At 69.8% G+C, this 6,594-nt stretch carries 9 protein-coding genes, 1 tRNA gene and 1 other RNA gene; 7 read left to right on the top strand and 4 right to left on the bottom strand.

Features of this window, described 5'->3' with window-relative positions:
* Window positions 1-39 precede the first annotated feature (39 nt).
* Window positions 40-138, bottom strand: an RNA gene (ffs, locus tag CCS38_RS01220) — signal recognition particle sRNA small type.
* 118 nt (window positions 139-256) lie between these two features.
* Here ffs and CCS38_RS01215 point away from each other — a divergent pair.
* The 4 genes from CCS38_RS01215 to CCS38_RS01200 all read left to right on the top strand — a co-directional run bounded on the left by CCS38_RS01215 (window position 257) and on the right by CCS38_RS01200 (window position 3,317).
* Window positions 257-344, top strand: a tRNA-Ser gene (locus CCS38_RS01215).
* A gap of 533 nt (window positions 345-877) precedes the next feature.
* The gene (locus CCS38_RS01210; protein ID WP_030259935.1) at window positions 878-1,081 is read left to right on the top strand and encodes a cold-shock protein; all 204 of its coding nucleotides are present in this window, start codon (window positions 878-880) and stop codon (window positions 1,079-1,081) included.
* Window positions 1,082-1,407: 326 nt separating this feature from the next.
* The gene (locus CCS38_RS01205; RefSeq protein ID WP_223731299.1) at window positions 1,408-2,955 is read left to right on the top strand and encodes a DEAD/DEAH box helicase; all 1,548 of its coding nucleotides are present in this window, start codon (window positions 1,408-1,410) and stop codon (window positions 2,953-2,955) included.
* Between the two features lie 50 nt (window positions 2,956-3,005).
* Window positions 3,006-3,317 carry an SCO5918 family protein gene (locus CCS38_RS01200; protein ID WP_223731298.1) on the top strand — a complete coding sequence of 104 codons (312 nt, stop codon included), beginning with the start codon at window positions 3,006-3,008 and terminating at the stop codon, window positions 3,315-3,317.
* A gap of 120 nt (window positions 3,318-3,437) precedes the next feature.
* Here CCS38_RS01200 and CCS38_RS01195 read toward each other — a convergent pair whose 3' ends face one another.
* Window positions 3,438-3,812, bottom strand: coding sequence for a hypothetical protein (locus CCS38_RS01195; protein WP_223731297.1), 375 nt, complete (start codon window positions 3,810-3,812; stop codon window positions 3,438-3,440).
* Between the two features lie 229 nt (window positions 3,813-4,041).
* Between CCS38_RS01195 and CCS38_RS01190 the strand changes: the two genes are divergently transcribed.
* Complete coding sequence (locus tag CCS38_RS01190; RefSeq protein WP_223731296.1) at window positions 4,042-4,380, top strand: MerR family transcriptional regulator; 339 nt, start codon at window positions 4,042-4,044, stop codon at window positions 4,378-4,380.
* An 18-nt stretch (window positions 4,381-4,398) separates the two neighbouring features.
* Here CCS38_RS01190 and CCS38_RS01185 read toward each other — a convergent pair whose 3' ends face one another.
* Window positions 4,399-4,674 (bottom strand): SH3 domain-containing protein, encoded by a 276-nt coding sequence (locus tag CCS38_RS01185; RefSeq protein ID WP_223731295.1) that lies wholly within the window; start codon window positions 4,672-4,674, stop codon window positions 4,399-4,401.
* Window positions 4,675-5,024: 350 nt separating this feature from the next.
* Here CCS38_RS01185 and CCS38_RS01180 point away from each other — a divergent pair, with 350 nt between their 5' ends.
* Window positions 5,025-5,261, top strand: coding sequence for a hypothetical protein (locus CCS38_RS01180; protein WP_223731294.1), 237 nt, complete (start codon window positions 5,025-5,027; stop codon window positions 5,259-5,261).
* Window positions 5,262-5,474: 213 nt separating this feature from the next.
* A complete protein-coding gene (locus CCS38_RS01175) occupies window positions 5,475-6,356 on the top strand; it encodes a DUF72 domain-containing protein (RefSeq protein ID WP_223731293.1) in 882 nt (293 codons plus the stop codon).
* On the opposite strand, the gene CCS38_RS01170 is transcribed toward CCS38_RS01175, so the two are convergent.
* Window positions 6,280-6,594: P-loop NTPase family protein (locus tag CCS38_RS01170; RefSeq protein WP_504740339.1), on the bottom strand; the 315-nt coding region annotated here is incomplete at its 5' end. The genes CCS38_RS01175 and CCS38_RS01170 overlap by 77 nt on opposite strands.

Genomic DNA, 6,594 nt, shown 5'->3' with positions numbered 1-6,594 from the left:
TCCCCGCAGCCACCGCACGGCCACCCCGTCCGGCCCGGGAACGCAAACGCCCCCCACGCACCCGCCAGAGCCGACCTACCCTTGCTGCCTTCCGGCCCTGGGGGAGTTCAGTCAGATAGCGCCACGTGAGGGGCTGCGCCCACAGTACCTGATCCAGCGCCCCCAAAACGACCCGCTCCTCCCTCCCGGACGTCCGTCGGCCACCCCCGGCGAACGAGTTCGCGAGCACTCCTCGCAGTCATGTAATGTTTGCCGCGGAGGATTCGCCTAGTGGCCTAGGGCGCACGCTTGGAAAGCGTGTTGGGGGCAACCCCTCACGAGTTCGAATCTCGTATCCTCCGCCAGTGCCTCACCGGGCACGACTCGAAGGGCCCCACCGTTCGCGGTGGGGCCCTTCGACGTTCGGCGGCGACCGACGGCCTGCGGCGAGCGGGATGTGTCCGAGCACGGACGGTCGGCCGCCCTGCCGAGCGTGATCGGTCGGCCGTCCCGAGCGCGGACGGACATCGAGCCCCACTGGTTCGAGCCCCACTGGTCGCGCGCCCCCTGCCCCCGGTTGCCCCCGGTGGCGAAAACTCTGCGCCCGTGCGAGCCAATATCTATGGCCGCGGTGAGAGAAATCAGCGTGAGGCGCGCTGAGGGTTTCTTGCGCGAGAGGCCGAGTGGAATTACTCACCACCCAGCGCCGACCGTACCGTGCTACTGTCGTTACCAGTTGCAGTTGTGGTTCCCAAAACTTCAAGTGCCCTCACCGTGTTTTCCGTACCGGTGGGAGCGCTTTTTGTGTTTCCGGTCTTTTTCCGGCGGGGTGATCATCGCGGCGACATGGAGTCCGCAAGGTGTGGGCTCCAGGAACTGCCCCGAAGGAGAAATTGACATGGCTGCTGGCACCGTGAAGTGGTTCAACTCGGAAAAGGGCTTCGGCTTCATCGAGCAGGACGGCGGCGGCCCCGACGTCTTCGCCCACTACTCGAACATCGCCACCCAGGGCTTCCGTGAGCTCCTCGAAGGCCAGAAGGTGACCTTCGACATCGCGCAGGGCCAGAAGGGCCCGACGGCCGAGAACATCGTTCCCGCCTAAGGCTGGCGCATCATCGCAGCTGGGGCCCGCACCTTGGGGTGCGGGCCCCAGCTCGTTGCTTTTCCCGGCGTACCGGACGCACCTCCCGGCCAGGAATCAGAAAACAGGAATACGGAAGCAATCCGTCTGTTTCACTGTCTTGGCTTGCGTTTCTTCGGTTCGCTCGCTCGGCCGCGCCACGCGGCCGGACGCAACGGTGCCTCGGTCGCTCATTGCCGGCCGGGCCCGCTCTCAAATTTCATCCGGCTCGTTCTCGCAATTCTCCGCGCTGTGCACTCGCTGCGGGTTTTCCTTGATACGCGCCGCATCGAGGAAGGTTTCCCCAAATGAAGCGCACACGCGGAAATGATCGCTACAGCCGTACTCGTGCCGGTGGCTCCGGCTCCGGTGGTTCCGGCGCAGGCAGGGGCGGCGGCCGTTTCGGCTCCCCGTCCTCCGGCCGCTCCGGCGCCCCGCGCCGTTCCGGCGGCAACGGACGCCGGCCGGCCGCTCCCCAGGGCGAGTTCGCGCTGCCGGTGACCGTCACCCCCGCGCTGCCCGCCGTCGAGGCGTTCGCCGATCTCGACATGCCGGCGCAGCTGCTGGCCGAGCTCGGCGCGCAGGGCGTGACCACGCCGTTCCCGATCCAGGCGGCGACCCTGCCGAACTCCCTCGCGGGCCGGGACGTACTCGGCCGTGGCCGCACCGGCTCCGGCAAGACCCTCGCCTTCGGCCTCGCGATGCTGGCCCGCACGGCCGGTCAGCGCGCCGAGCCGCGCCGCCCGCTGGCCCTCGTACTCGTGCCCACGCGCGAGCTGGCGCAGCAGGTCACCGACGCGCTCACGCCGTACGCCCGCGCCCTGAAGCTGCGGCTGACCACGGTCGTCGGCGGGATGTCGATCGGCCGGCAGGCCGGTGCGCTCCGCGGCGGTGCCGAGGTCGTCGTCGCGACGCCGGGCCGCCTCAAGGACCTCATCGACCGCGGCGACTGCCAGCTCAACCAGGTCGGCATCACCGTCCTCGACGAGGCCGACCAGATGGCCGACATGGGCTTCATGCCGCAGGTCACCGCGCTGCTCGACCAGGTGCGTCCCGAGGGCCAGCGGATGCTGTTCTCGGCCACGCTGGACCGCAACGTCGACCGGCTGGTCCGCAACTACCTGACCGACCCGGTGGTCCACTCCGTCGACCCGTCCGCGGGCGCGGTGACCACGATGGATCACCACGTGCTCCACGTGCACGGTACGGACAAGCACCAGCTGACCACCGAGATCGCGGCGCGCGACGGCCGGGTGATCATGTTCCTGGACACCAAGCACGCCGTCGACAAGCTGACCCAGCACCTGCTGAACAGCGGCGTACGCGCCGCCGCCCTGCACGGTGGCAAGTCCCAGCCGCAGCGCACCCGCACGCTGGCCCAGTTCAAGACCGGTGATGTGACGGCGTTGGTGGCCACCAACGTCGCGGCGCGCGGAATCCACGTCGACAACCTCGACCTGGTCGTGAACGTCGACCCGCCGCAGGACCACAAGGACTACCTGCACCGAGGCGGCCGCACGGCCCGCGCCGGTGAGTCGGGCAGCGTCGTCACCCTGGTGACGTCCAACCAGCGCCGCGACATGAGCCGTCTGATGGCCACGGCGGGCATCACCCCGCAGATCACCCAGGTCCGCTCCGGTGACGAGGAGCTGACCCGCATCACGGGCGCGCAGGCGCCTTCGGGTGTCCCGGTCACCATCCCGAGGCCGGCGACCGCGGAGCGCTCCCGGAGCGGCAGCCCCTCCTCGTCCCGGGGCCGTCGCAACCGCAGCGCCCAGAACCGGCGCACCGACCGCACGCGGCGCGGCCCGGGCCAGCGGCAGTCCGCCCCCGCCTCGGGGGCCGGCTCACGCTGAGCGCCCCTCTCCCTGTCAGCCGGCCCCTCTCCCCCTGTCTGTGAGGCATCATGCGCTGCATCATCGCTCGTTTCCCGTTCGACCTGACCAAGGAAGGGGTGCTGGCCGCCATGAAGGGCATCAAGCCGGAGCCCCTCACGGGTGGTGACTCGGTGGTGATCGGCCGCCGCCAGTACCCCGTCAAGCAGGTGGGTGCGGTCGTCACGCGGCAGGACCGCCGCGACTTCACCGCCGGCGAGGTCACCCGGGCCATGGCGCGGCTCGGCTTCACGTGCCACACCGCCGCCGATGCCGCACCCGCGGAGCCGCTGTCCCCGCTGGAGGCCGCGTCGGCAATGCTCGGACACCCCGCTCCCGAGTAGCGGGAACGGCACCAGTACAGCGAGGAGGGCCCTGCCGGCACACACCGGCAGGGCCCTCCTCACGTACGTCTCAGGAACGCGTACATCCCAGGGACGTGTACGCCCAGGGACGCGTACGTCTCAGTGGTCGGAGTAGCTGAAGTCGCCGACGGTCCACGCGCTCACATCCTGGATCGCGACGCGGTACATCCCGCCCGTCTCGGGGATTCCGATGCTGCCCTGCAGGATGCGGGCGACATGGAAGTGCAGGTGGGTGGGGGCTTCGGCGCGGTCGGGCCGGTTCCGGATCCGGTCGGTGGTGAAGATGCCGGAGAACGGCGCGAGGCGCGCCGAGTCCGACAGGACCTCCGACACCCGCTGCCGCCACACGGCTTCGGGGGCCAGCCGGCCGGTGATGACGGCGCTGCTGGTGACAACGGTCAGGGGCATCTGATTGCTTTGCTCGGACTCCACCATGGCGGCGATGTCGACGAGCAGCGCGTCAGGGTTCGACATGAGAGCCGATTCTATTCAGCGGCGCGCCGCGGCGGCTCCGCCTGCCCGCCGAACGTGCCGAAATCTCTCCTCGCCGGAGTAGACATTGAACAGTCGCACGGTGAAGGCTTCTCGCGCAGCCGGCGGCCCCGCGAGCGCCGGCAGTCGGACAGATGGTGTTGAATTTCCCGCGGGGCCCTGCTGCCGCACGGCACCAAGGCCCCGCGACGGTCTGGCTCAACGAGGTGAAATGACAGCAGATAACCCGCTCAGTGGTCGGCTGGACGACGACGACTACCCCGCGTACACCATGGGACGGGCCGCCGAGATGCTCGGCACCACTCCCGGGTTCCTCCGTGCCATCGGCGAGGCCGGGCTGATCACGCCGCTGCGCTCGGAGGGCGGACACCGCCGGTACTCCCGCTACCAGCTGCGGATCGCCGCCCGCGCCCGCGAGATCGTGGACCAGGGCACCCCGGTCGAGGCCGCGTGCCGCATCGTCATCCTCGAGGACCAGCTCGAAGAGGCCCAGCGGATAAACGCCGAGTACCGGCGCGCCGAAGGCAAGCCGGACGACGACGCGCACTGAGCGGGCCGCGCCCGGTCGTTATTCGGCCCAGCGCAGGCAGACGGCCGCGACCCAGCGGCCGCCGAAGGGCTTGCTCAGTTTCGCCCAGCGGTTGTCGCCGCCGCATTCCTTGTACTTGCCGCCGTTCCTGATCTCGTTGACGCAGACGGAGACGCCCTTACTGATGTTGCCCACCTCCTTGTAGGACGTGCCGGGGCCCTTACGGGCCGTCAGCTTGATCTTCGTCGTGTGCCGGTAACACTTCGCCGCGGCCTTGGCTTCGGCCTTCGTCCCGGTCTGCGTTCGGGCCTTCATCGCGGTCTGCGTTTCGGTCTGCGTTTCGGTCTGCGTCCCGGTCCGCGCGGAAGCAGCAGCGGTCCCACTGGCCGTACTCATCACAACAGCGCTGCTCAGCACCGCGGAACAGACGGCGGCGGTGGTCCGGTACCTCATACGCTCTCTCCCGTTGACGTATTCCTGTGGGGTGTGGGGCGATTCCACCGTGACACCCGTTGCCGGACCCTGTAAATGGTGCTGTGCAGACGGCAGTTGCGTCCGTTCGCGCCACTCCGGCCGGGCATGAGCGGCCATCCGGCGGTCGAGTATGGGCCGTGCGTCGAAGGGGTATCAGAGCACGGTCAGCGCCCTTCAAGGGGGGATCAAGAATGACCACACCGCCTCAAGCGTGTGTCGTACTCGATATTCCGGACGGATTACGGCTGAACCTCCTGGGTCTCGTCGTCGAAATCGGCCGGGTGCGGATAATCGCTGACCGGGCGGGCCTGCTCGGCAACCTCATTGCGTCTCTGACCTGCGGCGGCGCCGCGGCCAGGAGCCTCGAGGCGATGGCGCAGATGCTGCGCTCTCAGGAGCAGCCCGAAGAATCCGGCCAACGAACATAAGAACGGAACCACCGCTGCCTCGCCCCGCGCACGCCCGGGGCGAGGCAGCGCCGCATCCCGCGGGCTCCGGCAAATACCTTGCCGGACGGCGTAATCACCGCCCATTCGGACAACATGCCACTCGGTGCGGATTCCGAATCCGGGAATTCCGGCGCGGACGGCCACCGCCCGGCCCGGGCGGTGAGCGCCCCGGAGCGTGGGTAGCCGGGCGGCATGGGTGGAATTGCCGTCGGGGTGTGCGGATGGACGGATCCGGCGCTGGTGCGCAGCGGGTGGTATCCGTCGGGGAGCCGGGACGCGGAGGGAAGGCTGCGGTATTACGCCGAGCGGTTTCCTGTGGTGGAGGCGGACGCGACGTACTACGCGCTGCCCAGCGCGCGGAACAGCGAACTGTGGGCCGCACGCACGCCGCCCGGCTTCCGCTTCGACGTCAAGGCGTTCTCGCTCCTCACCGGGCACCCCACCCGGGCGGCGGCGCTCCCTGCCGACCTGCGTCCGGCATTCGCCCGCGGCCCCCGCAATCCGCGAGACGCCGACCCGGCGCTGCTCGACGAGATATGGGGGCGTTTCAGCGGAGCGCTCGAACCTCTGCGGAGCGCAGGCCGACTCGGCGCGCTGCTGTTCCAGTTCCCGCCGTGGCTCGCGCCGGGCGCGCGGGCCGAGGAGTTCATCGGCCGGTGCGCGGAGCGTACGGACGGCTGGCCCGTCGCCGTCGAGTTCCGCCACCCCGCCTGGTGGCAACGGGAGACGGCCGACCGGACCGAGGCGCTGCTCTCGGGCCTGGGCATGGCGGCCGTGGCCGTGGACATGACGCAGACACTGCCGGCCTCCGTACCGCCCGTCACCCCGGTGACCTCGCCCGACACCGCGGTGGTCCGCTTCCACGGCCGGAGCACCGCATGGGGCACGGGCAGCAAGGAGGACCGCTACCGGCACGCCTACTCGACGGCCGAACTGACCGAATGGCTACCGCGCATACGCTCCCTGGCCGACCGGGCCGACACCGTCCACGTCCTCTTCAACAACTGCTGCGGGGATGCGGCGGTACGGGCGGCCGAGACGATGCAGGAACTGCTGTCCGAGGCGGTGCGCTGAGGATCCGGCGGGTGGGGCCCTGTTCCACGACGTGGCCGGTGTCCAGGACGGCGGTGTGGGTGGCCACGGATGCTGTTTCGCGGTCGTGGGTGATCAGGACGAGGGCCAGGTCGGGGCGGGTGTGGAGGAGGTCGGTGAGGAGGGTGAGGAGGGCTCGGCGGGTGACGGTGTCCAGGCCCGAGGTGATTTCGTCGCAGATCAGGACGCGGGGGTGGGCCAGGAGGGCGCGGGCCAGGGC

Origin of the sequence: Streptomyces purpurogeneiscleroticus (assembly GCF_020024005.1) — a bacterium.
Classification (GTDB): Bacteria; Actinomycetota; Actinomycetes; order Streptomycetales; family Streptomycetaceae; genus Streptomyces; species Streptomyces purpurogeneiscleroticus.
This window is presented reverse-complemented; position numbering and strand designations above follow the sequence as displayed.